Source organism: Paraburkholderia sp. BR13444, assembly GCF_040948755.1.
GTDB classification, from domain to species: Bacteria; Pseudomonadota; Gammaproteobacteria; order Burkholderiales; family Burkholderiaceae; genus Paraburkholderia; species Paraburkholderia youngii.
Window position 1 is genome coordinate 323681 of sequence record NZ_JBFPKM010000003.1, and the last position, 26114, is coordinate 349794.

Below are 26114 nucleotides of genomic sequence, written 5' to 3' on the forward strand. Positions count from 1 at the left end.
AAATGGGTGCATCGACGATCGTGCCCGAAGTCCGCAGCATGGGCAGGCAGTGGTCGCGCTGGCGCCCGGCGGAAATCATCTTCTGGATCGTGGCGCTGGGCATCTGCTTGACGCCGCTCAATAACTTCCTGCTGCTCAACGAGATGGCGATCCTCGCGTTGTTCGCGGTATCGCTGGACCTGATCCTCGGCTATACCGGCATCGTGTCGCTGGGCCATGCGGCCTTTTTCGGTCTCGGTGCTTATTCGGCTGCATTGCTGGCCAAGTACTTCAATGTCGATCCGCTGCTGGGCATGCTGCTCTCGTGCGGAGTGGCGGCGCTGGCGGGCCTCGTCACCAGCGTGCTGGTGATGCGCGGTTCGGACCTCACGCGTCTGATGGTGACGCTCGGCGTGGCCTCGATCCTGCACGAACTGGCCAACAAGCTCGGCTGGCTCACCGGCGGGGCCGACGGCATGACCGGCGTGCCGATGGTGCCGCTCTTTGGTCACATCGAGTTCGATCTGTTCGGCAAGGTGGCCTACACCTATTCGATCTTCACGCTGTTCGTGCTGTTCGTGATCGCGCGCGCGGTGGTCAAGTCGCCGTTCGGCATGTCGCTGCAGGTGATCCGCCAGAATCCGCTTCGCGCGGCGGCCATGGGCGTGCCGGTCAACCTGCGCCGAACTGCCGTCTACACGTTGAGCGCGGCCTACGCGGGCGTGGCCGGCGCCCTGCTCGCGCAGACCACCGGCTTCGCGTCGCTCGACGTGCTCGACTTCCACCGCTCGGCCGACGTGCTGCTGATGCTGATGATCGGCGGCGCGGGTTATCTGTATGGCGGCATCATCGGCGCGGTCGTATTCAGGTTCATGCAGGACCGGCTGGCGGACATCACGCCGCAATACTGGCAGTTCTGGATCGGCTTGCTGCTGGTGATCATCGTGATCGTCGGTCACGAGCGGCTCGTGCGTCCGTGGACGTGGTTCCGTCGCAGCGGGAGCAAAGCATGACGATCGCACTGCAAACATTCAATCTGATCAAGCGCTTCGGCGGCCTCGTCGCCACCAATGACGTGTCGATCGCGGTCGAGAAAGGCGCCCGCCAGGCGCTGATCGGCCCCAACGGCGCCGGCAAGACGACACTGATCAATCAGCTGACGGGCGTGCTGTCGCCGAGTTCGGGCCGCATCGAGCTCGAAGGCCACGACATCACGTCGCTGTCCGTGCACAAGCGGGCTCGCGCCGGGCTCGTCCGCACGTTCCAGATCAATCAGCTTTTCAAGCACATGACGCCGGCGGAATCGCTGTCCGTCGCGATCTCCGAGCGCGACGGCCTGGGCGCACGCTTCTGGCGTGCGCTCGGCCAGCGCGGCGAAATCATGGACGAGGTCGCTTCGCTGCTCGAACAGTGCAAATTGCTCGACGTAATGAGTCGCGAAACGCGCGTGCTGCCCTACGGCAAGCAGCGCCTGCTCGAAATCGCGCTGGCGCTGGCGGCAAAGCCGCGCGTGCTGCTGCTGGACGAGCCCGTGGCCGGCGTTCCCGACGGCGAACGCCGCGAGATTCTCAATACGGTCGCCGCGTTGCCCGACGATGTGACCATTCTGCTGATCGAGCACGACATGGACCTCGTGTTCAGCTTTGCCAACCGCATCTCTGTGCTGGTGAGCGGCGGTCTGCTTACCGAGGGCGCATGCGCGGACATCGCCCGCGATCCTCGCGTGAAGGCCGTGTATCTGGGCGAGGATCTGGTTGGAGGTGAATATGTCTGAATTGCTGAAGCTGGAAGGAATCGTCGCGGGCTACGGCGAAGCCAGGATCCTGACGGGCATCGATCTGGCCTTGGATCACGGCCAGGCTCTCGCGCTGCTTGGCCGCAACGGCACGGGTAAAACCACGCTGATCAACAGCATCGTCGGTCACACGCGTCGCTTTAGCGGGCGGATCTGGCTCGATGGCAAGGACGTCACCGGATTCAAGCCGCACCAGCGCGCGCTGGCCGGCATCGGCTGGGTGCCGCAGGAACGCAATATCTTCAAGTCGTTGACGGTCGAAGAGAACCTGAGCGCGATCGCCGTGTCCGGTCCCTGGGACCTGGCGCGCATCTACAAGATGTTTCCGCGCCTGGAGGAGCGCCGCGCCAATATGGGCAATCAGCTTTCCGGCGGCGAGCAGCAGATGCTCGCCATCGGCCGCGCGCTGATGCTCAATCCCAGGGTGCTGCTGCTCGACGAACCGCTCGAAGGCCTCGCGCCGATCATCGTGCAGGACTTGATGCGCATCCTGTCGGAGATCATCCGCGACGAAGGCCTCTCGGTGATTCTGGTCGAGCAGAATGCGCGCAAGGCGCTGAGCATTACGCACAACGCCGTGGTGCTGGAGCGCGGCTCGGTGATTCATTCGAGCACGGCGGCCGAACTGCTGGCCCAGGATCACAAGATCGATACCTTGCTGGCCGTGTCTCAACACTGAGCGGCGCGCGATGCGTGGCCGGGCTACGCGACGAAGGTCGTGACCGCCCGGTTGAACGCATCCGGTCTCGCGACATTCATCCCATGCGACGCACCGTCGATCGTTTCGCGTTCGGCAAACTCGATCCACTGTTCGAGCTTGTCGACCGTATTGCGGAACATGCGGGGACTTCTTTGGCCGTCGATCAACAACGTACGGCACTTGATATCGCGCGCGGCTTCCGGCGTATAGGCCGGAAGCGGATCGAGCAACTGCTTCGGCAGCGTGAGCGCGTTGTCGAGCGCCATGCGACGAAAGCTCTCCGGGCTTTTGTTCCAGTAGCCCGGCATGCTCACGGAGTCGACGAACATCGACAAGCCGGCGTCGTACTCGCCCCGCTCGATCAGTTCCGCGACCCGGGCGCGCAACACGTTCGTCGCCGGCGGCATGAACGCGGGCTGACCCCGCGGTTCGGTTTGCAGCGGGCCGCCGGGATCGGCTAGCGTCAGCGTTTTCACGAGGCGCGGATAGGCGCGCGCGAGATGGAAAGCCACGCACCCGCCCCGCGAGTGACCGACCAGATGAACCGGAGCCAGGTCGAGCGCCGTGATGAATCCGGCCATTTCCTCGACGTGCGCCTCCCAGCTGAAGTCGCCGTGTCCAAACGCATCGATCTCGGGCCAGTAATGGCTCAAGCTCGGCGCGAAGCAGCGAAATCGGCCAGACAGCGAAGCCATCTGGGCGTCCCAGTAGCGATAGTCGCAAAGCGAGCCGTGCACGAACACCATCGGCTCGCCGCTCCCGGACTCGACATACGGTATGGCAACACTCGATGCGGTGGTCACGAACGATGGCGCGGACGCGCCGTAGGCTGAGGCCAGGATCGATGGGCTGGTACGTGCATTCATCAAAGGGCTCCTTTGGCGACACTATCGATGGTGTGCTGGCAAAAGAAAATCGCATAATATTGATGGAATCGATCTACTTTTCTGATACGAACCATCATGGCAACGGAAATGAAAGCGCTCGATCTGGACGTGCTGTCGATGATCATCGCGGTGGCGGACGCCGGCACGATCAGTCGCGCGGCGCAGGTCGTGCATCGCTCGCAATCGGCGGTGAGCATGCAGATCAAGACGCTCGAGACGGCGCTCGGCAAGGCGCTGTTCGTGCGCAAGCCTCGCAGCGTGGTGCCGACGCAGGACGGCGAAATGCTGCTGACCTACGCACGACGGATGATCGCGCTGCGCGATGAAGCGTGGGCAGCGGTGGTTCGGCCCGACGTGACCGGGCGCGTGGTGATCGGCGTGCCGGACGACTATGCGACGTCACTGTTCCCGCCGATCCTCAAGAAATTTTCGGCGACTTATCCGAAGGTGGAGATTCAGGTGGTGGGGCTGCCAAGCGTCGCGCTCGAGCCGATGTTGAAGGACGGCACGGTCGATCTCGTCTGCGCGACGCGCGTGAAAGGATTGCACGGCGAGTTCCTGCGTCACGAACCGATGGTGTGGGCCGCCGCCCCGGGCGCGACCGAGATCTGGCGCGAAAGGCCCTTGCCCATCGCCGTGTTTTTGCCCGGCAGCGTCGCGCGAGAGAAGGCCATCCGGAGCCTCGAGCGTGCGCGCATCACGTATCGAACGTCGTATGAGAGTCCGAGTCTGCTGGGTCTGCTGACGATGGCCGAGGCCGGACTCGCGGTGACCCCTTTGGCCAAGTGCGCGGTACCGGCTCACTTCTCGCTGCTGGGGGCCGCGAATGGCCTGCCGGAAATCGGCACGCTCGAAGTCGTGCTGGCGCGAAGCGCGGCTTCGAAGCGACCTGTGTGCGATTTTCTCGCGGAGCACATTCTCGCCGACCTGAAGAATTAACCCGGAAGACGTCAGGAAGACTCCTCCGCGCCGGCTCGGCACGACGCACACATCCACCACGCAGCCTTCGGCGCAGCGACGGTTTCCGCCACCTCGCGCCACCAGCGTTCACCGCGATGCACCGCAGTCAGATCGAGCCGCTCGCCCATGCGCGGTGTCGACAGCGCGACGCCGCGCGCGAGCGCGAGCCCCGTCACCCTCTCGAACGGCTCCTGCCAGCGATGCATCGCGAGATCGAAGGTGCCGTTATGAATCGGCACTAGCCAGCGGCCGCGCAGGTCGATATGCGCCTGCACGGTTTCTTCGGGCTGCATATGGACGTATGGCCACATCGCGTCGTACGCGCCGGTCTCGATCAACGTGACGTCGAATGGTCCGAGGCGCTCGCCGATCGCGCTGAAACCATCGAAGTAGCCGGTGTCGCCGCTGAAGAACACGCGCAAATCGTTATCGACGATCACCCAGGACGCCCACAATGTGCGGTTGCCGTCGAACAGGCTGCGCCCGGAGAAGTGCTGCGCCGGCGTCGCGGTGAACTCGATGCCCTCGACCACCGTGCCCTGCCACCAGTCGAACTGCCGGACCTTCGCCGCATCGATACCCCATTCGATGAGCCGGTCGCCGACCCCGAGCGGCGTCAAGAACACCTCGGTACGCTGCGCCAGGATCAGGACGGTCTCGCGGTCCAGATGGTCGTAGTGATCGTGCGACAGGATCACGCCATGCAGCGGCGGCAAATCGTCGAGCGAGATCGGCGGCGCATGAAAGCGCTTCGGACCGAGATTGCGGAACGGCGACGCCCGCTCGGCGAATACGGGATCGGTCAGCCAGAACTTGCCGCGCAACTTCAGCAGCATCGTCGAGTGACCGAGCCGGTACAGGCTGCGATCGGGCGCCGCATCGAGTTGCGCGCGTGTCAGCGTTTCGACGGGCAACGCGTCGGCCGGCACGGTGCCGCGCGGCTTGTTGAACAGCACCGTCCACGCGAGCCCGAGCGTTTTGCGCAGGCTTTGCGCCGGACGCGGCTTGACGTTGCGAAAGCGCTCGCCGTCATGCTGCGGCGACAGGCGGAACTTCGCGCGGCTGCGTTGCGCGGCGTTCACGCCGAGCATTTGGCGGACATAGGCGGGAAGCGACGTCATGAAGTTGACCTTCCGAAGAAAATGTACACCCAGCAGTGTAGTTTATTTTCAAGAAAAGTAAACTGACCAGTGTAAAATTAGGGGATGGAATTGCCTGCCCGCCCCCAACGTCTGACTGACCGAAAGCGCGAAGCGATCGTCACCGCCGCGATCGAGGAATTCCTCGCGGCCGGATACGACGCAACCAGCATGGACCGCATCGCCGCCCGCGCGAGCGTCTCGAAGCGCACGGTCTATAACCATTTCCCGAGCAAAGAAGCGCTTTTCGCGGCGATTCTCCAGCAACTGTGGGACGCGACCCACGATGGCGATGCGCCCTGCTACCGCGTCGATCAACCGTTGCGCGCGCAGTTGCTCGATCTGCTGGAGCGCAAGCTGAGCCTGCTTAACGACGAGTCTTTCTTGTCGCTGGCACGGGTGGCGATCGCGGCTGGCATCCATTCGCCGGAGCGCGCGCGCGATATGGTCGCTCGCATGGGGGAGCGCGAGGAGGATCTGACCGCGTGGGTCCGGGCGGCTGCCGCGGACGGCCGCATCAAGACCGGGGACCCCGTCTTCGCCGCACTGCAGTTGCAGGGGCTCGTGAAGGCTTTTGCCTTCTGGCCGCAAGTGGCGATGGGTCAAGTGCCGCTCGATGCCGGCGAGCAGAAGCGGATCGCGGAAGCCGCGGTGGATATGTTTCTCGCGCGTTATGCGTGAGTCGGTTTGCCGGGTTGGGTTTGCTTTGGCGTCCCCGCGGAGGCAAGAAGTTCTTTGCTGAAAGACGGCGGTGCGCGCAGCGACCTTCTGCGAAGCAGCACCGGGAGAGTGAACCCTTCCTTTTTCGCAAACGTTTGCTTCGAGGTATCAAGTCTCAGCTTCCGAAGCCGAAAACGCGTACATCGCCTCGAAACTTTGGAGACCCGATGTGACGCGCGTTGTGCTCTTACTTGCCGTAATGTTCATGACAGGCTGCGCACAAGTGCAGCAGCCCACTACGGCTCAAGCCGAGAAACCTGCGGTGTCGAACGTCATCATGAAGTTCGACATTCCCGCCGATGCACTCGGCGCGCGCGATCCGCAACTGGCTACGGTGCTCGCCAAGGCGGGCGCGCTCGCCGCCGCGCAGAAGCGGCCCACGGTGATCCGCGTGACGGCGCTGGGCCAGGACTTCAAGTACATCAACGAGGCGATCTGGCGGGGCGTGCCGCAGCAGGGGCTCAAACCCGCGCTCGAAAACCTGACGACCGGCGCGAACCAGACGTACAGCGTGTCGATCCAGCCGCTACGTGATGGGAGCTGACACGATGCGCCTGATCGCTTTCGCCGCGGCATCGCTATGCTTGAGTTCGGCCGCGTGGGCAGGCCAGCCCGCCGCCAGCGCGCCCGCAACCGCCGCCCCCCCTGCCACCCTGGCCTCCGCGGACAAGGTCTACCCGCCGCTGCCCACGCTCGCGATGCTGCCGCCCTCCACCGGCGACGATGACGACCTCCCCGCGCCGCGCTCGAGCTCGCGCAACAAGAAGAAGACGCAAAAGCGCGATTGCCACTGCGCGATGCCGACGCCGCGCCTCGTCGTCTCCGATGAATCGCGCGCCTATCTGAAGGACATCGAGCGGCAGCTCGATTCCGCGCTGGCGCAGTAAAGCCGGACCCGGAGCCCCGACCCATGGACCAGCCCAAGACCAACGCCTTCCGCCCTTTGCGATCGTGGGCCATCTGCGCCTGGGCGGCGCTGGTGGTCCTCGGCAGTTCGTCCGCGTACGCCGCCCCGAGCGCCGATGATTGCTTCGACAAGGCTGGCGCTTACCAGGGCGTCAATCCGCACGTGCTGCGCGCCGTGGCATGGCGCGAATCGAAAGGCGACGTGAACGCCATCAACCGCAATGCCAACGGGTCGATCGACGTGGGCCAATTGCAGATCAATTCGATCCACTTTCCAGAACTGGCGAGCCAGGGCATTCCGCACCGCGCGCTCGCCGACCCATGCGTGAATATCTTCGTGGCAGCCTGGCTGCTCAAGCAGAAGATGGTGCGCTACGGCAACACATGGCGCGCGATCGGCGCGTATCACTCGGAATCGCCGCGCGAGCGCGACAGCTACGCGCGCAGCATTCAGGCGATTCTCGTCAGCTGGGGGCTGTTGCAGCCGGAGCGATGAGGTTCAGGCGCGGGCGCCGCGGGTCGTTGCCAGCGCACCGCGCTCCGCTAACTACCCGCTGATGCAAGCTCCATCCGCTTGCGCTGCAGGAACCGCCGCACGGCCGGGTCACGCTCGAGACCGATCGCCAGATCGTACGCACCGAGGGCTTGTGCCGTCGCGCCGGCACGCGCGAGCAGATTGGCGCGTGCAGCCCAGTAGGGCTGGTAGTCGGTGAGCCTCGGATCGTCCGCATACGGCGCCAGCGCATCGAGCGCCGCCTGCGGGCCGTCACGCGCCGCCACCGCGAGGGCGCGGTTCACTGCGACTACCGGCGACGCCGCAATCGAAAGCAGCCCATCGTAGAGCTGCACGATCTCGTCCCAGTTCGGGCGCCCCGTCCGGCAGCGATCCACATGCGCCGATTGCAGCGCGGCCTCGAGCTGAAAGCGGCCGATTGCGTTGAACGCGTTCGCGCGCCGCAGCAGTGCGTTCGCCGTTTCGATCATCGGCGCGTTCCAGGTTGCAGGGTCTTGTGCCGACAGCGGCACGTAGTCGCCAGCCGCATCGCGTCGCGCATCACGCCGGGCCTGTGCAAACAGCATCAGCGCGAGCAGGCCCAGCGTCTCCGGTTCTTCCGGAAGCAGCTCGACGAGCAGTTGCGCGAGATACAGCGCCTCGTCGGCGAGCTCGCGCCGCTCGGTATCGCCGCCGATCGGGTCCGTCCACCCTTCCGCGTACGCCGCATAGACCGCTTCGAGCACCGCGTCGAGCCGGCCGGGCAGCTCCTCGCGCTCGGGCACGCTGAACGGAATGCCCGCTTCGCGGATCTTGGTCTTCGCCCGCACGAGGCGCTTGCTCATCGCGGCGGGCGACATCAGGAACGCCGAAGCAATCGTCTTCGCTTCCAGCCCCAACACCACTTGCAGCATCAGCGGCGTGCGAATCGGGGCCTCGAGCGCAGGGTGCGTGCACGCGAACAGCAGCGCCAGCCGCCGGTCGGGCAACGCGTCTGTCGAGCATTCGTCGATTTCGTCGGCGAGAATCAGCAGCTGGTTCGCCACGTCGTCGCCGACCTGGCGATGACGCGCGCCGTCGATCGCCCGGCGGCGCGCAACCGTCATCAGCCACCCTTCAGGACTCGCGGGACAGCCGTGCTCCGGCCAGTCCGCGAGCGCCGCCGCGAATGCGTCGGCGAGCGCGTCCTCGGCCGCGGCGACGTCGCGCGTGCGCATTGCCAGCAGCGCGACGAGCTTGCCGTAGCTGCGGCGAGCGACCGCCTCGGCGATCGACCGCGCGACGCCGTCATCGCCTCGGGCGTCGCGGGACGAGCTCATGCAGACGGCGCTTCGTACGGAGCGGTCCAGACCGGGCGCACCTCCATCACGCCGTGCGCCGCGCCGGGGCAGCGCGACGCCCACGTCATCGCCGCGTCGAGGTTAGGCACGTCGATCAGGTAGTAGCCGGCGAGTTGCTCCTTCGAATCGGAAAACGGGCCATCGAGCACCTGCGGCTTGCCGTCGACGAGCCGCACCGTGGTGGCCGTGTTCGAGTGCTGCAGCCGGTTGGCGCCCACCAGAGCGCCCGATTTCTTCAACGATTCGGTGTACGCGTGATAGGCGGCAACGCCTTGCTGCCGCTCGCTGTCGGTCATCTTGTTCCAGCTGTTTTCTTCCGAGTAGATCATCAACAGGTATTCCATTTGAGCCTCCGTCATGGGGTTGAGGCGGATGAATTGCATCGGCCGCCATATCAATGACGCGCGGGCCGCATGCTGATGGACAACGTGTATCAAATAATCGCGCATCGGCGCCAGCAGCCACGCTGCGGTGGGAAAAAATGACGGGATTGCTGCCCGTTCGACCGTGTTTCGTGAAACATTGTCGGGCGCTCGACGCGCGTTGTCGACTCGGGATTCGCTTGCGGCGCAGCGATGTGGAACCGCTGTCCCTTGCCGTTCGATCATCACGGATTGAACGTACTCCTGCATGCATCGTCGCGTTCGACAATCCGAGGATCAGGCGGCACTGAAACGACCAGCGCGCAGCGCGCCAACCGGGCGATCTCCACCAGGGCATCAGGGCGGCCCGGTCCGTCTGCGATGTCGTGGATCAGGTGAAGCACCGTATGCAAGCGCGGTATTTCATGCATCATGAACGCATGTCGCATGACATTGCCACTCCGATTCGTCTCGCCTGTTTGATTCACGCAGTTCTCCCTGTTGACGGACCTCGGCCGGGTATCGATCCCTGGTGGACAGTTCAATCAGAACCGATGCCGGATTCCCGCGCCAATGAGCAGCTGGTTACGGCCGGATGACGGCTCCGCGCTGTTGATCACTGCCGGCGCGTCCGTCGAGGCCCGCTGGTAGACCGTCTCGACGTATGCATCGGTACGCGTCGATAGCAGGTAAGCCGCCTGCAAGCCGGCCTGGTGCCAGTGCTGGTTCGAACCCTTCGTATAGTTGGACATGCCGGCAAGCGACAGCGTCGGCATCAGCTGATATTGCGCGTTGACCTCGTAGTTGTTGAACTGCGCCGAAGGAGCAGGGTTGCCGGTGTCCGCATCGACCAGACCGCTGAATGTGGAGCGCGACCACGCTGCTCCGAGCGTAAGGTCGCCGATCGCGTAGTTCGCCCCCGCACCATATGTATTCTGCGTCTGCGCGAACGCGTCAAACGTGCGGCGAGCACTGCCTGGCACAATGACCGCATCGTACGCACCGGTGCTGGTGGCACCACGCCCGCTCGCATGCAGCCACGCTGCCCCGGCGTTGAACGGACCATTCTGGTAGCTGATGCCCAGGCTATACGCGCGGTTGTTTGCGAACTGACCGGCAGCATTCGATAGTGCGTACATACCGCCAACGGTCAAACCGCCGAATGACGGGCTCGTGTACTTCACCGAGTTGCGTGCTAAGTACGAGTTGTTGGCGTTGTCGTTGTCGAACGGATGAGCGAACGCGGTGCCGCCCGCTCCGCCCGTCAGTGTTACCGGAGCGAAGAAGTCGTGGACCGAATCGTACTGATGGCCGAGCGTTACCGTCCCCCACGCATCGCTGCTCAGCCCGACGTAGGACGGGTGATCATCGAATTGCTCCCCTGTCGTGATCGAGAAGCCGCGTTCGAGCATAAAAATGGCCTTGTTGCCGCCGCCGAGATCTTCGCTGCCCTGGAGTGCCCAGAAGCTGCCGTCGATCAGACCGCTCGTTGCCTTGTACTGCGCATGACCGCCCACGTTGTTCAGCCATGCGAGGCCAGTGTCGAGTTCACCGTACATCGTCACGTTGCTCTGGGCTTGCGCGTTGGTTGTCAAAGCCGCAAGCGCCATTGCGCCAGCTGTGAAACCGTCCAGGACTGCTTTTGTTATTGTCGACATGCAACCATCTTCCTGAAAGTCGTGAATGGAACGGGCGGACAGGCGGGTGCCGCCGCGCCCTGCATCAGCCGCTGACGCGCCCGGACGTCAGCGGAATCGCCGTGTCAGTACCACCGGCCATAGCGCCGGATATAGACGGTCTTGACGAGTTGGGTAAGCAGCATGTAGCTGGCGATGGTCGCGACGAGCCATCCCCAGTAGCGGTGATCCAGCGCCTGGAAGCCAAGCGCCGATGCGAATGGCGAGAACGGCAGCCAGCAGCCAACGAGAATCGCAATGGTCGTCGACAGCGTGACCGGCAGTGCTGCCATGCTCTGCAGGAACGGAATCCGATGCGTGCGCAGCATGTGCACGACCAGCGTCTGCGACACGAGACCTTCGATGAACCAGCCGGAATTCATGATGATCTGGCCGCCGCCATCGGCGTGATAAGCGGCGCCGGCGCCGAACACCGTCCACATCAGCCAAAAGGTCGTGATGTCGAATACGGACGACGTCGGCCCGAGCCAGATCATGAAACGTTTGATGTTGCCGGCATCCCACTTGCGGGGCTTCCTCAGGAATTCAGGGTCCATCCTGTCCCAGGGCAGGAACATTTGCGACAGGTCGTAGATCAGGTTCTGGACCAGCAACTGCATCGCGAGCATCGGCTCCCACGGCAGGAACGCACTCGCCACCAGCAACGAGAACACATTGCCGAAGTTCGAGCTGGCAGTCATGTTCAGGTACTTGAGGATATTGCCGAACGTTTCCCGGCCCTTGATGACGCCTTCTTCGAGCACCATCAGGCTCTTTTCGAGCAGGATGATGTCGGCGGTTTCCTTGGCGATGTCGGTGCCGGTGTCGACCGAAATGCCCACGTCCGCGTCGCGCAGCGCGGGCGCGTCGTTGATGCCGTCGCCGAGGAAGCCCACCGTATGGTCGTTGGTCTGCAAAGCCTTGACCACGCGGGCCTTCTGCAACGGCGTGAGCTTCGCGAAGACTGTCGTGCACTCGACCGCCGCACAGAGTTCGTCGTCGTTCATCTGCTCGACGTCGCGCCCCAGCACCGGGATGCCCGGATCAAGCCCGACGTCCCGGCAGACCTTCGCCGTCACGATCGGGTTGTCGCCCGTGAGCACCTTGATCGTCACGCCATGTTCGTTCAGCGCGCGGATCGCTTGTGCCGCCGAGTCCTTCGGTGGATCGAAAAAGGTCAGGAAACCGCGAACCACGAGGCGCTCTTCGTCGGCGTTCCGGTACTGCGGTTTCGCTTCGGCTCGAGAGATTTCGCGCGTGGCGACGACCAGTACCCGGTAGCCTTCCGCGTTGTATTCCTGCGATCTGACAATCATCGCACTGCGCGCGGCCTCGTCGAGCTCGCAAACGACATCGCCCTGCTGCACCTGCGTGCAGGCTGCAAGCATCTCCTCCACTGCGCCTTTGGACACCATCAATTGGCTGCCGTCGGCGCGCTCGACGACCACGGACAGACGTCGGCGCACGAAGTCGAACGGCAGTTCGTCGACCTTCGCGAAGTGGGCCTGCGTGGGTGGCACGCCGGCCGCCTCCGCATGGCTCACGATCGCAATGTCAATCAGATTCTTCTGCCCGCTCTGATGGAAGCTGTTGAGCCATGCCAGCTCGAGGATATGGTCGTCGCGGCGGCCCTCGATGTCCAGATGATGTTCGAGGATGATCCGGTCCTGCGTGAGAGTGCCGGTCTTGTCGGTGCACAACACGTCCATCGCGCCGAAGTTCTGGACAGAGTTCAGGCGTTTGACCACCACCTTGCGTCGTGCCATAGCCACAGCGCCTTTCGCAAGATTCGCCGAAACGATCATCGGCAGCATTTCCGGCGTAAGGCCAACCGCGACGGCAAGCGCGAACGTCAGAGCGGAAAGCCAGTCACCTTTGAGCAGCCCGTTGATCAGGAATACGACGGGCACCATGACGAGCATGAAGCGGATCAGTAGCCACGAAACGCTGTTCACGCCGCGATCGAAGCTCGTTTCGATCCGCTTCCGGCTAGTCACGTTCTTCGCGAGTGCGCCGAAGTAAGTATCGGCACCGGTCGCGACGACAACTGCCGTTGCCGTGCCGCTGACCACATTGGTGCCCATGAAACAGACGTTCGCCAGTTCGAGCGGATCGGCCGGGCCCGCATCGGCGACATCGGCCGACTTCTGCATCACGGCGCCGAGCGTGTCGTACTTCTCGACCGGCAGTGCTTCGCCCGTAAGCGCGGCCTGGCTGATGAACAGATCGCGCGACTTGATGAGGCGAATATCGGCGGGAATCATGTCGCCCGCTTGCAGCGTAACGATATCGCCGACCACGAGATTGGACATCGGAATCTCGCGCTTCACCGACTTCCCGGCCTTCGACGCACGGCGCACGACGGTAGCCGTGGTCCGCACCATCGACTTGAGCCGTTCCGCTGCCTTGTTCGACCGGTATTCCTGGAAGAAGCGCAGCAGGCTGCTCACCGTGACCATCGTGAGCAGGATGCTCACGCCGGTCCAGTCGCGATCTCCTGCCGCGGCAAAGTGGACGTCTGTGCAATAGCTGATGCCGGCGAGCACGAGCAGCACGATCACAAACGGGTTGTAAAAAGCATGCAGCACCTGGATCAGCGCGTGTGCCGGCTTGTCGTGCGCGACCTCGTTCGGACCCGTGCTGCGCAGGCGCTGTTCGGCATCGGCGTCGACCAGGCCGTCAACGGAGCTTTGCGTATGCAGCAAGGTGGCTTCGATGCTGTTTCCGGCTTCGCTGGCAATCTGCGCGGAAATCCTGTTGCGATCCCTGGACGAGGATCCACTTAGAAATCCCTTCTGTCTGAGACGAGATTCGTGATGATGCGAGGGTTGTTTTTGCATGGATTATCCCGGGCAGGGGCGAGCGCTAGCCGACCCCTGTCGCGGCCTCAAAAAAGTTGATGTTTAATGCAGAAAGTCAGCGGAACCGGGCGCGGACTGCGGCCCAACACTTTCCGATCAATGTGATGTTTTGATGCTCGCCGGTACGCAGAGTGAGCAGCGAGTCATAGTACGGGCGTGCCTCTTGAATATGAGGCAGGTTCGATACAAGAAGAGCGAAGTGCATGATGTTTCTCCGTCCGGGCTATGGCCCGGAGCGTCGTTCCGGTTTGCCTGCCCGAAGGCCTGAACCATGACGTCAATGCTCAATGCTCGAGTGACGGGAAACGGTGCAGCCTCCGCTCAGGCGGAAGAAAAACTGGATGGAGGTAAGGGACAAGAGTCACCGTCGGGCATAGGGGCTCCTTCCTCGTGCCAGATGCACGAGCGCGTTTATTCAATCAAGACCCGTACTGATTACAAGGACCGTACGGACGTGAACGGACAACGCTGCGCGAATCGAAGTGCGCAACGCGGACAGCACGAACGAGCGCAATCGCGCCGGTTTGTGCGTCGATATTTGAAGGTGCGAGGGGGGTACTGCGACGAATACTGCGACGCGCACCGTCCCGCCTGATGGCGGGACGGCGGCTTGATGGGGCGGACGTCCTGCCGGTCAGGCGGTCAAACTGCTCGAAGATCGACTACTACAGGGTTCCAAGGCATTAGCCCCAATCGTTGAAAACGGACGAATCGTAAACACCACGAAAGGCTATGTCAAGCAGACCGAAGGAAAATCTGCGAGGAGATGGTTTGGGGAATTTTGAGAGAGTCTCAACCCATGCGCGAGTTCTATTGATTCCCATAGCGACGCACGAAAAAATGGCGCCGCAGGCATTCAGCCCGCGGCGCCATTTCGTGACGCTACGACGCGAACAACACGCCGTAGCCCGACAGCACACTTACATCGTCACGCCGTCTGCGACTTCCTTGAAGTCTTCGATCTGGTCGAAGTTCATGTATTGATAGATCTTGTCGCCGCTGGCATTGAGCACGCCCATGTCGGCCATGTACTCTTCCCTGGTCGGGATCTTGCCCAGACGCGAGCAGATCGCCGCCAGTTCCGCCGAGCCGAGGTACACGTTCGTGTTCTTGCCGAGGCGGTTCGGGAAGTTGCGGGTCGACGTCGACATGACCGTCGCACCTTCGCGCACCTGGGCCTGGTTACCCATGCACAGCGAGCAGCCCGGCATTTCGGTACGCGCACCAGCCGTGCCGAACACGCCGTAGTGGCCTTCCTCGGTCAGCTGCTTCTGATCCATCTTGGTCGGCGGAGCCACCCACAGCTTGACCGGAATGTCGCGCTTGCCTTCGAGCAGCTTCGACGCGGCGCGGAAGTGACCGATGTTGGTCATGCACGAGCCGATGAACACTTCGTCGATCTTGGCACCCGCCACGTCCGACAGCGTCTTCACGTCGTCCGGATCGTTCGGGCAAGCCACGATCGGCTCATGGATGTCGGCGAGATCGATCTCGATGACGGCTGCGTACTCGGCGTCGGCATCCGGCGACAGGAGTTGAGGGTCGGCCAGCCACTGCTCCATCGCCTTGATGCGGCGCTGCAGGCTGCGCGGGTCCTGGTAGCCTTGGGCGATCATCCACTTCAGCAGCGTGACGTTGCTGTTCAGGTATTCGATGATCGGTTCCTTGTTCAGGTGCACCGTGCAACCGGCGGCCGAACGCTCGGCGGAAGCATCCGACAGTTCGAACGCTTGCTCGACCTTAAGATCGGGCAGGCCTTCAATTTCGAGAATGCGGCCGGAGAAGATGTTCTTCTTGCCTTGCTTGGCAACCGTCAGCATGCCTTGCTTGATCGCGTACAGCGGAATCGCGTTGACGAGATCACGCAAGGTCACGCCCGGCTGCATCTTGCCCTTGAAGCGGACCAGCACCGATTCAGGCATGTCCAGCGGCATCGTGCCGGTGGCGGCCGCGAAGGCGACCAGACCCGAACCTGCCGGGAAGCTGATACCGATCGGGAAACGCGTGTGCGAGTCGCCGCCGGTGCCGACGGTGTCGGGCAGCAGCATGCGGTTCAGCCACGAGTGGATCACGCCGTCGCCCGGGCGCAGCGCGATGCCGCCACGGTTGCTGATGAAGTTCGGCAGCGTCTGGTGGGTCTTCACGTCCACCGGCTTCGGATAAGCGGCGGTGTGGCAGAACGACTGCATCACGAGATCGGCCGAGAAGCCGAGGCACGCCAGGTCCTTCAGTTCGTCGCGGGTCATCGGGCCCGTGGTGTCCTGCGAGCCGACCGAGGTCATCTTCGGTTCGCAGTACGTGCCCGGGCGGACGCCCTGGCCTTCCGGCAGACCGCAAGCACGGCCGACCATCTTCTGCGCCAGCGAGAAGCCCTTGCCGCTGTTGGCCGGCTGCTGCGGCAGGCGGAACAGCGTCGACGGAGCGAGACCCAGCGCTTCACGCGCCTTGGCGGTCAGGCCGCGGCCGACGATCAGCGGAATGCGGCCGCCGGCGCGCACTTCGTCGAACAGCACGTCGGACTTGACCTGGAACTCGGCGATCACTTCACCGTTCTTCAGCGCACGGCCTTCGTACGGGCGCAGTTCGACCACGTCGCCCATTTCCATCTTCGACACGTCGAGTTCGATCGGCAGCGCGCCGGCGTCTTCCATCGTGTTGTAAAAGATCGGGGCGATCTTGCCGCCGAGGCACACGCCGCCGAAGCGCTTGTTCGGGATGAAGGGGATGTCTTCGCCCGTGAACCACAGCACCGAGTTGGTGGCCGACTTGCGCGAGGAGCCGGTGCCGACCACGTCGCCCACGTACGCGACCAGGTGGCCCTTTTCCTTCAGCGACTCGATGAACTTGACCGGGCCGCGCTTGCCGTCTTCTTCCGGCGTGATGCCGGGGCGCGCGTTCTTCAGCATCGCCAGCGCGTGCAGCGGGATGTCCGGGCGGGTGGTCGCGTCCGGGGCCGGGGACAGGTCGTCGGTATTGGTTTCGCCCGTCACCTTGAACACGGTGATGGTCAGGCTTTGCGGCACTTCGGGACGGCTCGTGAACCATTCGGCGTCGGCCCAGCTTTGCATCACGGCCTTCGCGTTGGCGTTGCCCTTGTCGGCCAGTTCCTTGACGTCGTGGAACTGGTCGAACATCAGCAGGGTCTTCTTCAGCGCGTCGGCGGCCACGGTGCCCACTTCGGCGTCGGACAGCAGTTCGATCAGCGGCTGGATGTTGTAGCCGCCCAGCATCGTGCCGAGCAGTTCGGTGGCGCGGGCGCGCGAGATCAGCGCGCAGGCGGTCTCGCCTTTGGCCACGGCGGCGAGGAAACCTGCCTTCACGCGGGCGGCTTCGTCCACGCCGGCGGGCACGCGATTGGTGATCAGGTCGAGCAGCGTCTGCTCTTCGCCAGCGGGCGGGTTGGTCAGGAGTTCGACCAGCTCGGCGGTCTGCTGAGCCGTCAGCGGCAGGGGAGGAATGCCGAGCGCGGCGCGTGCGGCCACGTGAGCACGAAAGTTTTCAAGCATGGGGGACCTGCTGGTATTTGCGTTTCAGGGAAAGGCTTTTTAGGCACTCCAAGCTGTGCCGGGCACTGCTTCGATCGCGATTTTAATTGCAATACCCCTCCACGGTCAAATGTCTTATGTCTTATATAAGAGTTAATCTCTGGAAACCGGTGATGCGCGATGCGCTTCGGGCGCTGGGCGCACGCTTCCCCGCCATCGCAAAAGCACCGACTGTGCAAGCCGTTTCAATCATTCGCCATCGCTCGAATGCTTTGATTACTGGCCCCTTAACGCCTACAACAGAGGATGTCCGGCGATGTTCTTCCCGGCCGGATTCAACCGGCAGCGGAGGCGCAAATGAGCTATCAACTGATGGGCAGCATCCTCGAAGTGTGCGAATGCAAGGTGCTGTGTCCGTGCTGGATCGGAGAAGATCCCGACAACGGCGTCTGCCGCAGCGCGCTTGCATACCACTATGAGCGAGGCACGATCGACGGCGTCGATGTGTCGGGCCTGACTATCGCGTTCGCGGCGTTCATTCCCGGCAATGTGCTCAAAGGTGGCTGGCGCGTCGCGATGTTCGTCGACGAGCGCGCGAGCGACGCGCAATTCGACGCTCTGGTGAGCGTGCACCGTGGCGAGCGCGGCGGCCCCCTCGCGGATCTCGTGCAGTTGATCGGCGAAGTCGTGTCGGTGGAACGCGTGCCGATCGAATACACGGTCGTCGACGGCAAGGGCAGGATGAAAGTCGGCGAAGCAATCGATGCCGAGTTGGAGCCCTATCGCGGCCCGACCGGCGAGCCGACCAAGCTGGTCGAAAGCATCTTTTCGACGATACCGGGCTCCCCTGCTTTCGTCGGCAAGGCGAACTCTTTCCGTCTGCGGCACGAAAAGCTCGATCTCGACTTAGCCTTGAGCGGACATAACGCCATTCAGGGATCGTTCAACTTCGCGTCGTGAAGATGCAAGCACGCTCGCGACTGTTCGCGCCGCTCTTCGTCGCATTGACGAGCAGCGCGTGGATCGCGTTATGGGTGTGGGACGCGGGTCCCTATGCGCGTTATCTGCGTCACGCGAGCTGGGCCGAACTGCCGCTCGTCGGCCCGATATGCCGCGCGGTGCCCGGTGCTAGCATCACCATCGCGGCGCTGCTGCACAGCGCCGCATGGCTGCTGATGATCGCGGCGATGATGCTGCCGAGCGCCTTCCCGCTGTTCGACACCTTTCGTCGGATGACCGTCGCGCGCGAAAACCGGCGCACGCTGATAGCGCTTCTGATCGTCGGTTATGCGACGACGTGGGCGCTGTTCGGCGTAGTCGCGCACGGCTTCGACGCGGCGCTCCATCTGGTCGCCGAGCCAGTTCCGAGCTTGCTTGCCAACGGCTGGCTGATCGGCGCCGCGATCGTCGCGCTCGCGGGCTTCTATCAGTTCAGCAGCCTCAAACATCGATGTCTCGACAAATGCCGCTCGCCGCTGATGTTCATCACCGGGCATTGGCGGGGCAAAAGCGCGCGCCGCGAGAGCTTCGTGCTCGGCATCAGTCACGGCGCGTTCTGCGTCGGCTGCTGTTGGGCGCTGATGTTGCTGATGTTCGCGGTCGGCACCGGCAGCGTCGCCTGGATGCTGGCGCTGGGCGGGATCATGTCGGCCGAGAAGAACTTCCGCTGGGGCAGGTCCATCGGCAAGCCGCTCGGCGTTGCGTTGCTTGCGTGGTCCGCGTGGATCGTCGTACAGCACGCCCGCATCGCCTGAGCCGTGCCCGGCGGCCCGCGTCCACCTGCCCCGTTATCCCTATGCGCTGCCAAAGAATGCCGTGAGTTCGTCGGCGACCGCGCGCGGTTGTTCTTCTGGAATGAAGTGCCCGCAGTGACTAATGGTGCGGCCTTGGACGTCGGTGAAAAACGCTCGCAGAGGGGTCGCCATATCGGCGATGGACCCTTGATCGGAGCCGAGCGTCAGCAGTGGCAAATCGAGCATGCCTCGCTGCTTCAATTCCGCGTTCTGTCGGGCGGACATGTGCGCGGCGCGGTAATACGCAAGGCCGGCGCGTAAGCCGCCGTCTTTCTTCAGAATGCGCAGATATTCATCGATATCGGCTTCAGTGAAAGTATCGGGATTGGCCGTCTTTCGCCGCAAAAACCAGTCGAGGTATTCGCGTTCCTTGCCGGCCAGCAGCAGTTCCGGCAGGTCAGGTAGGACGTGAAACGCAAAATGCCAGGTACGCCATGCACGCTCGGGTGAAATCGGCAACGCATCGGGCAACGTCACGCCGGGGATCCCCGCATCCAGCAGCGCGAGGCGACGGACCTCGTCGGCGAACATCACCGCGTACGGAAAAGCCACCCACGCTCCAACGTCGTGTCCGGCGAGAAAGTACCGGGTCACTCCGAGTTGTCGGAGCAAACCGTGGACATGGCTCGCAAGGGTCTGTGTGTCGTAGCCGTCCATCGGACGATCCGAATCACCTTGTCCGGGCAGGTCCGGTGCGACGATCCGGTAGGTCTTTGCAAGCAGCGCCATTACGTTGCGCCACGCGAACCAGCTCTGCGGAAAGCCCGCGAGCAACACGACCACATCGCCCTGCGGGTTTCCACCGGTGACGTAGTGAAGTCTCAAGCCGTCTACGGTCGCGAACTTGTGCTCGAATCCTTCCAACCCCGGAACGGGCCTTGATGCTGGCAGCGTGCTTACGATTTTGGAACGCCCAGATAGCATGGGCGAGTGAAGTGCTTTCACGAACGAGACTCCTTTGGGTTGAGTGATTACATCGTTGAACGGCTGTTTCTCATCGGCGGTTTAAGTTAGGAAATAGTCATTTCCTAATTTGGCGAGGAGCACTGGTAACTGATGCGATGCTATATCTTGCTGAGCTTAGTCCAGCAGACGCATGGCCTGCTCCGCAGCCGCCACTATGTGCGCCCGGGGCCGCCCAACTTTGCCGACGACCCTCAAACCTTGCGTCAAACTCAGCAGGGCGCGGCCGGTAGCGTCCGCATCCACGGCGGACGCGATCGAACCGTCTGTCTGGCCCAGCCGGATCAGACGGCACAACAGACGCTCCGTTCGCTGCAAAGAAGCGGCGACATGACCCGCGACCTCATCATCGAAAGCGAGCAGATCGATTGCGCTTCCGACTACGAGACAGCCCCGCTTGCCCTCGTCGCCGACCGCGGACTCGGCATAAAACCGCAGAACGGCCCGTACCTTGTCGCGGCCGGTTTGCTCCGCGTCGAGGAGGCTTTGCAACTGGCCATTCCGTAGATGGATGTAGCGCTCCAGTGCGGCAAGGAACACCGCTCGCTTATCGGTAAACGCCTTGTAGATACTGCCGGCCGTGAGGCCCATCGCGGCACCGAGGTCGCCAAGAGACGTCCCTTGATAGCCGCGTTCGCGAAAAATCTGGATTGCGCCGTCCAGCGCGATGTCCATATCGAATTCGCGAGGACGACCTGGAGCTCGAGGCTGTCTGGCAGGATGGTGGCGTGTGGTCATGGCGCGATTATAGGAAACGATCATTTCCTAATCAAGATGTCCCCGTGTGTACGGTTGTGAGAATCGCGAACTCGGGGTGCGTCGAGCGGTGCAAACCCTGGGGCAAGGCGCTTCCTTCGGGCGAGTTTTGTACGGCATTCTTACTGTATGGCACGAGGTGAGACCTTATCGACAGCAGGCCGCAATGACTCCCATTGGCGGTCACTCCCTGGGCGACGCCCTTCGCGCTTCCGATACGCGTTGGCTGTCCCACACGCCTAGCTCAATCGCACGCTGCAGCATTCCGACTGTAATTGGCTCCTTATTTTTGTAGTCTTTCACGCCTCTGAGTTTTAGAACATACCGGGCAAGAATAGAAAATGGCCAAACGCTGAATCCTTCCATATTAAAATATCTAAGAAATTCGAAATCGCCGGGTTGAACGTTAAATGTTATTGCGAACGTGTTGATGAGCTTGCTCGCATCGTCGCCCGTGACGCCAAAATCGTCTTCTAAAGAACTGGATGGCTTTATTGATATTTTTGGCGGACTTCCGATTTTCTCCCGCAAGAATTCCTCCAGCTCAGCCGAAACTTCCGGTGGTGGCATCATTTATAATTCAAAAGTGTTTGCAAGCTTCTTCGGTTGCAATGCAAATGAAAAGCGTTTCGTTATCGACGGCGCTTCCGCCATAGATGTATGCATTGATCTTCTTTGTTGAATTTTGGTGCTCCGCTTGCGTTACGTGCACCGCCTGGTGGCGCGTTGCATCACATCGATTAATGTCGTTACCGCGCCATGAGAGTGATCGTTTTTACTCTGTGCGGCATATGATCCCCCTACTCTTTCGAAGAATTGGGGGTAACGTGCTCTATTGTCATTTCCAAAAATATTTTTGGGCCCGACTTCTGGGAGTTTCTTGAGTCTTTTTTCAGCATACCCTATATGCTCGGGGGAATTTGCAAAATGCTGTCAAGATTTGCACATCCTCATTCCGACCCGAATGGCGTCGACCAGAAATGCGGGCCGTTAGCCTGGCGGTTTCAACATGTCGGTCCATAGTTGCGCATACCGTTTTCCCCGATTTAATTTGGGAACACTCGCTATTTGTCGTTGTGAGCTTGTATCGGGTCGACGTGCATCACCGTTTTAAGCACGACGAAAGTTGTGCACGGAAGAGGTAGCTAAGACGGTGGACAAGTTTTGCACGAATGCCTGCTTGCGCTGCTAACCCACCCCGTCTCCAGAAAACGTCGGGTTCGGAGCGGCCACTTGGGACGATCTGCTGCGACGCAGCTCAGCGAATCCGGTGTAGTCTGAAGGTATGGTGCTCATTTCGGAGGCGGCATGGAACGGGAGCTGAAGCTGCGCGTTGCGAACGAAGATCTCGGCAAGTTGCGTAACGCGTCGATACTTGCACAATCGGAAGCCACAGCAGGAACGCCTCGCCTGCTGACGAGCACCTATTTCGATACGCCCGAGTTTTCATTTCACTGGTGCGGGGCTTCGCTGCGCGTGCGCAGCGTCGGCAAGGAGAAAATCCAGACGCTGAAGCTCGAAGGATCGGCCAAGGCGGGGCTGTTCGACAGGGACGAGTTCGAGATGCCCGTGAATGGCGACACGCCCGATCTGAAGCTGCTGTGCGACCAGATCCCCGACGACAGCGACTGCGGGAAGCTGATTCGCGACGAGACCGTTCCCGCCCAACTGAAGCCAGTGTTCGTCACGCGGATCAACCGCTCGGCGTTCGAACTGCGCCAGCCGTCCGGAGACGAACTCGAGCTTGCGCTCGACGAAGGAACCATCGAGGCGGAATCGGGCTCGGTGCAGATCGCCGCCGTGGAACTGGAATTGAAACAGGGCGACCCGGACATGCTGTACCGCGTCGCGCTGGAAATGCTCGAAACCGTGCCACTACATATCGATCGTCGCAGCAAGGCCGATATCGGGTATGCACTGCTGGTAGCCGAGCACAGCGAGGCGGTGAAAGCGCAACCGGTGCAACTGGACAAGCGCGATTCGATCGAGGATGCATTCTGCGTCATTGTGCGCAACTGTCTGGACCAGGTCCACGCGAATGAACTGGGCGTCGTGTCGGGCCACGATCCATCGAGCGTCCATCAGATGCGCGTGGGGCTTCGCCGCTTGCGTTCGGCTCTCGACCTGTTTGCGAAGGTCATCCCCGCCGCTCCCGGCTTCGACGAGGAGTTGCGCTGGATTGCCTCGGAACTCGGCTCCGCGCGCGACTGGGAAGTGCTCGCGGGATCGACGCTCGAACATGCCGGCGCCGACGGCAACACGGACGAGATCCGCCCCGTCAGAGAGGCCTGCGAGCAGAATGCCGTCGACAACCGGCAGCGCGCGGCGGCCGCGGTCGAATCGGTTCGCTACACGCGGCTCGCGCTCCAGTTGGCGCTCTGGTTGAGCCGCAGGGGTTGGCGAGATGAGATGTCCGACGAACAGCGCGACGTGATCGGCAGCCCAGTGAAGCCGTTCGCCGCCGATGTTCTGCGCCGTCGGCACAAGAAACTGATCAAACGTGGCAAGGGTTTGGCCGATCTCGACGATCACAGCCGTCACCGCGCCCGCATCGCGGCGAAGAAGGTTCGATACGCCACCGAGTTCTTCGCGTCGTTATGCCCGCGGCGGGTCGTCCGCCACTATGTCGAAGCGCTCACCGCGCTTCAGGACGATCTCGGCTGGCGCAACGATGCCGTCGTCGCCGATCAGCTGCTGAAGTCGCTGCTGACGACGGCGCCCGAGGCCGCCTCGGGCGCGGCCTTCGCACGCGGCTTTCTCGCGTCACGGGTCGCTGCCGATCATCGGACATTGAAGAAGCTGTGGAAGCGCTTCAAGCTGCTTTCGTCACCGCACTGATGGTCCGAACAAACGCGACCATACCGCGCGCACGCGGCGCGCGCGATCCTCGAACAGGTACGACGCAGCGAGTGCAAACAGGCCGGACATGATCCCCGTCGCGATGTGTTCGAGAGCGTGAAAGCGGTAGTGGCTCAGATGAGAGTAGGCATCGCCGATGGCGGTCAGGCAACCGACGAGCAGTGCGTTGCTATAGCGATTCCCGTACCACTTCGCCGCCGGCGTGAAGGTGAGCAGCAGCGCGAGCACACCGGTGAGCAGCCCGGTCTTGAATGCGATCGCCCAGTGCGTGAGGCTCATGACGTTGCCCCAGCTCCCCGGCATACAGGTCATGCACGCGCTGGTTGGCTGCCAGAAACGCTGGACAAGCAGTTTGAAGCGGCGTTTCCATGCGCTTCCCATGATGTACTCCACGATGTCCGGCGTGAGACTCCACGCGGAAATGGTACATCGCGAGCGCGCCGTAGCGTACCTGAGCGCTGTGGCGCACGAGGGAACTTCGCTATGACGACCGATCTCGATTACGCGCTCGCGTAGCGCCCGTAATCACCGCGATGCCGAGCAGAATCACGGCCACGATGGCAATGATGTGCTGCGCGACATGTAGCGCCATCAATCCCCACGCGACGCCGCCAATGAAGATGATCCATCCGACCAGATAGATGAGCAGGGTCATCGTTTTTCTCCTTGATCCACGGGGTCTACCTGCAAGCACATTGCGCGCCTGACGCCATGCGCTGCTGTGTCTGGCATAGTCTGTGCTTCCCAGCCGAAGTCGCGTGCGGGAAGGAAAGCCGCACGGCCGTGTATCTACGGCAACCCCTCGTCGCTTGAGCTGGGGGACGCATCGGCCTGGGCATTGCAGACAGCAAGTTGGCCGACGTGCGACGGCGGCTGCTGATTCAATATCTCGCCTGGTTCGCGGACATTCAGCCATACGACGTGCCGGCGCTGCGTTTGACGTGGGTACTCGCCCGACGGCAACGAACGCACTGCCCTCGCATGCATAAGCCAGATCAAATGTTCTAATCTTTCTCTGCAGCCCCGTGAGCTAGCAAGCATTGACCGGGCAGCAAAACGCGCGACGCGCATGGACCTCTGACATGCCGCTATCCAGTCCAGCCCGGAATGTGTCGACCAGACCGCCCGCCCCTCGCCTGACGACGCTCAGTCACATACAGATCGCGTCGCTGTGGTTTGCGCTGTTTACCCAATGGATGACGGTCGTTCCGGTGCTGGTGCCGTCACAGGTTGCCGAGATGCTCGGACGCGATGCCGCCTTGAAGGAAGGTGTGGCCGGCTCCGTCATTGCGTCCGGCGCATTCGTTGCAATGATCGTGGCGCCGCTGGCCGGCGCCCTGTCAGATCGCTCCATCGCAAAACATGGACGTCGGCGATCGTTTCTCGTCACCGGCGTGTTCGGCACCGCGGTTGCCCTGGTATGGCTTGCTTCATTCAACAGAGGGGCGAGCGTATGGCTTTATGCACTCGCGTTCCTGCATCTGCAGTTCTGGTGGAACTGGGCGGCGGGTCCGTATGCCGGGCTGGTGCCCGATGTCGTGCCAAAACGGGAAACCAACCGCGCGAGCGCGTGGCTCAACGTGATGTCCGTGCTCGGCACCATCAGTGGCAACGTGGTGCTCGTCGTGCTCTATTCGCCGGGCCGCCTGTATCCGACGGTGGCCACGTTCATTGCGATCATGCTGCTCTGCCTTTGGCTGACGATTCGCGGCTCGCGCGAGCCGACGCCTGTCAGATCCCATGAACGGTTCGAACTCCTCGCGTTCATGCGCTCGTTCTATCTCGATCCGCGCCTCCACCGAAACTTTTACTGGGTGCTGGTAACCCGTCTGTTCGGCAACATGGGAATCTGGTCGATCTTCACCTTCATGTTGTACTACCTGCAGGACGTGATCGGCATTCGTCATCCGACCGGTGTGATGAACGGGCTTCTTGGTGTCGGCGTGGTGCTGGCGATCCCGGCCAGTCTCTTGGGCGCACGGCTCGCCGACCGCCACGGCGCCGTCCCCGTCGTCCGCCTGACAAGCTGGATCATGGCCGGAGCCGCAATCGGTTTTGTCATGCTGGCGTTGCGTCCGAACCTGTTGCTGGTGATCGCAGTCGGACTCGTTTTCTGCGCCGCTTACGGGACCTATCAAGCCGTCGACTGGGCGCTCGCGCTGCAGGTGTTGCCAGACGATGCATCCAGCGGCAAGGACATGGGCATCTGGCAAGTGTCGATGGTGCTGCCGCAGATGCTCGGCCCCGCCGCGACCGGGTGGATGCTGTCGTGGGTCAAGGCGCTTGCTGGTGCCGGAACCGCCTACGTCGTCGCGTTCGTCGTCGCAGCGGGGTGGTTCGTGCTCGCCGCGTGGTTCGTCTCGCACATCAGGATTGCTTCGCAGCAGCACGTATCCACCGGGCTCGCCGGACGATCGTCGTAGGGCGACCGCCCGCCTGT

Annotated in this window: 26 protein-coding genes; 13 read left to right on the top strand and 13 right to left on the bottom strand. The window is 62.5% G+C overall.

The features are described 5' to 3' along the window. The first annotated feature begins 2 nt into the window (after positions 1-2). Genes AB3X95_RS10465 through AB3X95_RS10475 form a run of 3 tightly spaced genes read left to right on the top strand, consistent with a single transcriptional unit; the run spans position 3 to position 2453 of the window. Positions 3-992, top strand: coding sequence for a branched-chain amino acid ABC transporter permease (locus tag AB3X95_RS10465; protein WP_176122812.1), 990 nt, complete (start codon positions 3-5; stop codon positions 990-992). Then, positions 989-1753 carry an ABC transporter ATP-binding protein gene (locus tag AB3X95_RS10470; protein WP_368621269.1) on the top strand — a complete coding sequence of 255 codons (765 nt, stop codon included), beginning with the start codon at positions 989-991 and terminating at the stop codon, positions 1751-1753. Before AB3X95_RS10465 ends, AB3X95_RS10470 begins: the two co-directional genes overlap by 4 nt. Then, positions 1746-2453: an ABC transporter ATP-binding protein gene (locus tag AB3X95_RS10475; RefSeq protein ID WP_176122626.1), complete on the top strand. Its 708-nt coding sequence runs from the start codon at positions 1746-1748 to the stop codon at positions 2451-2453. The genes AB3X95_RS10470 and AB3X95_RS10475 overlap by 8 nt, the downstream gene beginning before the upstream one ends. Before the next feature lie 23 nt (positions 2454-2476). On the opposite strand, the gene AB3X95_RS10480 is transcribed toward AB3X95_RS10475, so the two are convergent. Then, positions 2477-3340, bottom strand: a complete 864-nt coding sequence (locus tag AB3X95_RS10480) for an alpha/beta fold hydrolase (RefSeq protein WP_176111283.1) — start codon at positions 3338-3340, stop codon at positions 2477-2479. A 108-nt stretch (positions 3341-3448) separates the two neighbouring features. Here AB3X95_RS10480 and AB3X95_RS10485 point away from each other — a divergent pair, with 108 nt between their 5' ends. After that, complete coding sequence (locus AB3X95_RS10485; protein WP_176111970.1) at positions 3449-4300, top strand: LysR substrate-binding domain-containing protein; 852 nt, start codon at positions 3449-3451, stop codon at positions 4298-4300. A gap of 11 nt (positions 4301-4311) precedes the next feature. Here the strand turns inward: AB3X95_RS10485 and AB3X95_RS10490 are convergent, their stop codons facing one another. Further along, positions 4312-5442 (bottom strand): MBL fold metallo-hydrolase, encoded by a 1131-nt coding sequence (locus AB3X95_RS10490; protein WP_368621270.1) that lies wholly within the window; start codon positions 5440-5442, stop codon positions 4312-4314. 84 nt (positions 5443-5526) lie between these two features. On the opposite strand from AB3X95_RS10490, the gene AB3X95_RS10495 reads away from it, so the two are divergent. From AB3X95_RS10495 to AB3X95_RS10510, 4 genes are all read left to right on the top strand, one after another. Continuing rightward, positions 5527-6141: a TetR/AcrR family transcriptional regulator gene (locus AB3X95_RS10495; protein WP_368621271.1), complete on the top strand. Its 615-nt coding sequence runs from the start codon at positions 5527-5529 to the stop codon at positions 6139-6141. A 208-nt stretch (positions 6142-6349) separates the two neighbouring features. Further along, positions 6350-6724, top strand: a complete 375-nt coding sequence (locus AB3X95_RS10500; RefSeq protein ID WP_176122630.1) for a hypothetical protein — start codon at positions 6350-6352, stop codon at positions 6722-6724. 4 nt (positions 6725-6728) lie between these two features. Continuing rightward, the gene (locus AB3X95_RS10505; RefSeq protein ID WP_368621272.1) at positions 6729-7067 is read left to right on the top strand and encodes a hypothetical protein; all 339 of its coding nucleotides are present in this window, start codon (positions 6729-6731) and stop codon (positions 7065-7067) included. Between the two features lie 23 nt (positions 7068-7090). Beyond that, complete coding sequence (locus AB3X95_RS10510; RefSeq protein ID WP_176369219.1) at positions 7091-7582, top strand: lytic transglycosylase domain-containing protein; 492 nt, start codon at positions 7091-7093, stop codon at positions 7580-7582. A gap of 47 nt (positions 7583-7629) precedes the next feature. Here the strand turns inward: AB3X95_RS10510 and AB3X95_RS10515 are convergent, their stop codons facing one another. From AB3X95_RS10515 to acnB, 6 genes are all read right to left on the bottom strand, one after another. After that, positions 7630-8898 carry an RNA polymerase sigma factor gene (locus tag AB3X95_RS10515; protein ID WP_368621273.1) on the bottom strand — a complete coding sequence of 423 codons (1269 nt, stop codon included), beginning with the start codon at positions 8896-8898 and terminating at the stop codon, positions 7630-7632. Beyond that, positions 8895-9263, bottom strand: a complete 369-nt coding sequence (locus AB3X95_RS10520; RefSeq protein ID WP_176111289.1) for a YciI family protein — start codon at positions 9261-9263, stop codon at positions 8895-8897. The genes AB3X95_RS10515 and AB3X95_RS10520 overlap by 4 nt, the downstream gene beginning before the upstream one ends. A 263-nt stretch (positions 9264-9526) precedes the next feature. After that, positions 9527-9769, bottom strand: coding sequence for a hypothetical protein (locus AB3X95_RS10525; protein ID WP_368621274.1), 243 nt, complete (start codon positions 9767-9769; stop codon positions 9527-9529). Positions 9770-9826: 57 nt separating this feature from the next. Then, positions 9827-10891: a porin gene (locus AB3X95_RS10530; RefSeq protein WP_368621483.1), complete on the bottom strand. Its 1065-nt coding sequence runs from the start codon at positions 10889-10891 to the stop codon at positions 9827-9829. 152 nt (positions 10892-11043) lie between these two features. Then, positions 11044-13797 (bottom strand): magnesium-translocating P-type ATPase, encoded by a 2754-nt coding sequence (mgtA, locus tag AB3X95_RS10535; RefSeq protein WP_368621275.1) that lies wholly within the window; start codon positions 13795-13797, stop codon positions 11044-11046. A 941-nt stretch (positions 13798-14738) separates the two neighbouring features. After that, the gene (gene acnB / locus AB3X95_RS10540) at positions 14739-17324 is read right to left on the bottom strand and encodes a bifunctional aconitate hydratase 2/2-methylisocitrate dehydratase (protein ID WP_176122635.1); all 2586 of its coding nucleotides are present in this window, start codon (positions 17322-17324) and stop codon (positions 14739-14741) included. A 336-nt stretch (positions 17325-17660) separates the two neighbouring features. Between acnB and AB3X95_RS10545 the strand changes: the two genes are divergently transcribed. Both AB3X95_RS10545 and AB3X95_RS10550 read left to right on the top strand, forming a co-directional pair. Further along, the gene (locus AB3X95_RS10545; protein ID WP_176122636.1) at positions 17661-18263 is read left to right on the top strand and encodes a DUF1326 domain-containing protein; all 603 of its coding nucleotides are present in this window, start codon (positions 17661-17663) and stop codon (positions 18261-18263) included. 2 nt (positions 18264-18265) lie between these two features. Then, on the top strand, positions 18266-19057 hold the full coding sequence (locus tag AB3X95_RS10550; protein WP_368621484.1) for a DUF2182 domain-containing protein: 792 nt from the start codon (positions 18266-18268) through the stop codon (positions 19055-19057). 39 nt (positions 19058-19096) lie between these two features. Here the strand turns inward: AB3X95_RS10550 and AB3X95_RS10555 are convergent, their stop codons facing one another. The 3 genes from AB3X95_RS10555 to AB3X95_RS10565 all read right to left on the bottom strand — a co-directional run bounded on the left by AB3X95_RS10555 (position 19097) and on the right by AB3X95_RS10565 (position 21346). Continuing rightward, positions 19097-20041 (bottom strand): alpha/beta fold hydrolase, encoded by a 945-nt coding sequence (locus tag AB3X95_RS10555; protein WP_368621276.1) that lies wholly within the window; start codon positions 20039-20041, stop codon positions 19097-19099. A 135-nt stretch (positions 20042-20176) separates the two neighbouring features. Beyond that, complete coding sequence (locus tag AB3X95_RS10560; protein ID WP_176369214.1) at positions 20177-20734, bottom strand: TetR/AcrR family transcriptional regulator; 558 nt, start codon at positions 20732-20734, stop codon at positions 20177-20179. A gap of 264 nt (positions 20735-20998) precedes the next feature. Next, positions 20999-21346, bottom strand: coding sequence for a DUF1493 family protein (locus AB3X95_RS10565; RefSeq protein ID WP_260332382.1), 348 nt, complete (start codon positions 21344-21346; stop codon positions 20999-21001). Between AB3X95_RS10565 and AB3X95_RS10570 the strand changes: the two genes are divergently transcribed. Together AB3X95_RS10570 and AB3X95_RS10575 are read left to right on the top strand one after the other, a co-directional pair. Further along, on the top strand, positions 21246-21497 hold the full coding sequence (locus tag AB3X95_RS10570; protein WP_260332384.1) for a hypothetical protein: 252 nt from the start codon (positions 21246-21248) through the stop codon (positions 21495-21497). The genes AB3X95_RS10565 and AB3X95_RS10570 overlap by 101 nt on opposite strands. 626 nt (positions 21498-22123) lie before the next feature. Continuing rightward, positions 22124-23653 (top strand): CHAD domain-containing protein, encoded by a 1530-nt coding sequence (locus AB3X95_RS10575; RefSeq protein WP_368621277.1) that lies wholly within the window; start codon positions 22124-22126, stop codon positions 23651-23653. Here AB3X95_RS10575 and AB3X95_RS10580 read toward each other — a convergent pair. Both AB3X95_RS10580 and AB3X95_RS10585 read right to left on the bottom strand, forming a co-directional pair. Then, positions 23642-24055 carry a hypothetical protein gene (locus tag AB3X95_RS10580; protein WP_176122640.1) on the bottom strand — a complete coding sequence of 138 codons (414 nt, stop codon included), beginning with the start codon at positions 24053-24055 and terminating at the stop codon, positions 23642-23644. The genes AB3X95_RS10575 and AB3X95_RS10580 overlap by 12 nt on opposite strands. Before the next feature lie 100 nt (positions 24056-24155). Further along, the gene (locus AB3X95_RS10585; RefSeq protein WP_013093753.1) at positions 24156-24329 is read right to left on the bottom strand and encodes a hypothetical protein; all 174 of its coding nucleotides are present in this window, start codon (positions 24327-24329) and stop codon (positions 24156-24158) included. Positions 24330-24756: 427 nt separating this feature from the next. On the opposite strand from AB3X95_RS10585, the gene AB3X95_RS10590 reads away from it, so the two are divergent. Next, positions 24757-26097, top strand: a complete 1341-nt coding sequence (locus AB3X95_RS10590; protein ID WP_368621278.1) for an MFS transporter — start codon at positions 24757-24759, stop codon at positions 26095-26097. Positions 26098-26114 lie beyond the last annotated feature (17 nt).

What these genes read in the sequence shown, in the direction of transcription:
- AB3X95_RS10515 (WP_368621273.1), bottom strand. Translation starts at nt 8,898, where the DNA reads ATGAGCTCGTCCCGCGACGCCCGAGGCGATGACGGCGTCGCGCGGTCG.
- AB3X95_RS10585 (WP_013093753.1), bottom strand. Translation starts at nt 24,329, where the DNA reads ATGACCCTGCTCATCTATCTGGTCGGATGGATCATCTTCATTGGCGGC.
- AB3X95_RS10520 (WP_176111289.1), bottom strand. Translation starts at nt 9,263, where the DNA reads ATGGAATACCTGTTGATGATCTACTCGGAAGAAAACAGCTGGAACAAG.
- AB3X95_RS10545 (WP_176122636.1), top strand. Translation starts at nt 17,661, where the DNA reads ATGAGCTATCAACTGATGGGCAGCATCCTCGAAGTGTGCGAATGCAAG.
- AB3X95_RS10485 (WP_176111970.1), top strand. Translation starts at nt 3,449, where the DNA reads ATGAAAGCGCTCGATCTGGACGTGCTGTCGATGATCATCGCGGTGGCG.
- AB3X95_RS10495 (WP_368621271.1), top strand. Translation starts at nt 5,527, where the DNA reads ATGGAATTGCCTGCCCGCCCCCAACGTCTGACTGACCGAAAGCGCGAA.
- AB3X95_RS10475 (WP_176122626.1), top strand. Translation starts at nt 1,746, where the DNA reads ATGTCTGAATTGCTGAAGCTGGAAGGAATCGTCGCGGGCTACGGCGAA.
- AB3X95_RS10530 (WP_368621483.1), bottom strand. Translation starts at nt 10,891, where the DNA reads ATGGCGCTTGCGGCTTTGACAACCAACGCGCAAGCCCAGAGCAACGTG.
- AB3X95_RS10470 (WP_368621269.1), top strand. Translation starts at nt 989, where the DNA reads ATGACGATCGCACTGCAAACATTCAATCTGATCAAGCGCTTCGGCGGC.
- AB3X95_RS10575 (WP_368621277.1), top strand. Translation starts at nt 22,124, where the DNA reads ATGGAACGGGAGCTGAAGCTGCGCGTTGCGAACGAAGATCTCGGCAAG.
- AB3X95_RS10465 (WP_176122812.1), top strand. Translation starts at nt 3, where the DNA reads ATGGGTGCATCGACGATCGTGCCCGAAGTCCGCAGCATGGGCAGGCAG.
- AB3X95_RS10590 (WP_368621278.1), top strand. Translation starts at nt 24,757, where the DNA reads ATGCCGCTATCCAGTCCAGCCCGGAATGTGTCGACCAGACCGCCCGCC.
- mgtA (WP_368621275.1), bottom strand. Translation starts at nt 13,797, where the DNA reads ATGCAAAAACAACCCTCGCATCATCACGAATCTCGTCTCAGACAGAAG.
- AB3X95_RS10490 (WP_368621270.1), bottom strand. Translation starts at nt 5,442, where the DNA reads ATGACGTCGCTTCCCGCCTATGTCCGCCAAATGCTCGGCGTGAACGCC.
- AB3X95_RS10570 (WP_260332384.1), top strand. Translation starts at nt 21,246, where the DNA reads ATGAGCTTGCTCGCATCGTCGCCCGTGACGCCAAAATCGTCTTCTAAA.
- AB3X95_RS10510 (WP_176369219.1), top strand. Translation starts at nt 7,091, where the DNA reads ATGGACCAGCCCAAGACCAACGCCTTCCGCCCTTTGCGATCGTGGGCC.
- AB3X95_RS10580 (WP_176122640.1), bottom strand. Translation starts at nt 24,055, where the DNA reads ATGGGAAGCGCATGGAAACGCCGCTTCAAACTGCTTGTCCAGCGTTTC.
- AB3X95_RS10560 (WP_176369214.1), bottom strand. Translation starts at nt 20,734, where the DNA reads ATGGACATCGCGCTGGACGGCGCAATCCAGATTTTTCGCGAACGCGGC.
- AB3X95_RS10550 (WP_368621484.1), top strand. Translation starts at nt 18,266, where the DNA reads ATGCAAGCACGCTCGCGACTGTTCGCGCCGCTCTTCGTCGCATTGACG.
- AB3X95_RS10480 (WP_176111283.1), bottom strand. Translation starts at nt 3,340, where the DNA reads ATGAATGCACGTACCAGCCCATCGATCCTGGCCTCAGCCTACGGCGCG.
- acnB (WP_176122635.1), bottom strand. Translation starts at nt 17,324, where the DNA reads ATGCTTGAAAACTTTCGTGCTCACGTGGCCGCACGCGCCGCGCTCGGC.
- AB3X95_RS10505 (WP_368621272.1), top strand. Translation starts at nt 6,729, where the DNA reads ATGCGCCTGATCGCTTTCGCCGCGGCATCGCTATGCTTGAGTTCGGCC.